Origin of the sequence: Jannaschia formosa (genome assembly GCF_003340555.1) — a bacterium.
Lineage (GTDB): Bacteria > Pseudomonadota > Alphaproteobacteria > Rhodobacterales > Rhodobacteraceae > Jannaschia > Jannaschia formosa.
This window is the reverse complement of the sequence record NZ_QPLJ01000133.1, coordinates 1-518: the sequence shown is the minus strand read 5'-3', so window position 1 is coordinate 518 and position 518 is coordinate 1. Positions and strand designations below refer to the sequence as shown.

The 518-nt window shown below is 72.4% G+C and carries 1 pseudogene; it reads left to right on the top strand.

Annotated features, from left to right (window positions below):
* Positions 1–518: pseudogene (locus DR046_RS23170) on the top strand (IS5 family transposase); the annotation flags it as partial.

The following is a 518-nucleotide window of genomic DNA, read 5'->3' as shown; positions in this document are numbered from 1 at the left end:
CACCGGTCGGGCGAGCTCGACTGGGGGCGGACCGCGCTCGACAGCCAGTCCACCGCTGCCAAAAGGGGGGCGCCGCGACGGGGCCGAACCCGACCGACAGAGGCAAGCCGGGCACGAAGCGGCACGCGGTCACCGACGCGCGCGGCACGCCGCTCGGCCTGACGCTCACCGGGGCGAACCGTCACGACAGCATGGCGCTCGCAGCCACGCTCGACGCGGTGCCGGGCGTGCGCTCGGGCGGGCCTGGACGTCCGCGCATGCGCCCCGACAAGCTGCACGCCGACAAGGCCTACGACAGTCGCCGCTGCCGCACGGAGTGCCGCGCCAGGGGCATCACGCCGCGCATCGCACGCAAGAGGATCGACAGGTCCGACCGTCTCGGCCGCCACCGCTGGGCCGTCGAGCGGACCTTCGCGTGGATGGACCAGTTCCGAAGGCTCGTCACCCGCTACGAGCGCCGCGCAGACATCCATGTAGCCCTCATCAAGCTCGCAGCCTGCGTGATCTGCCTGAACCAA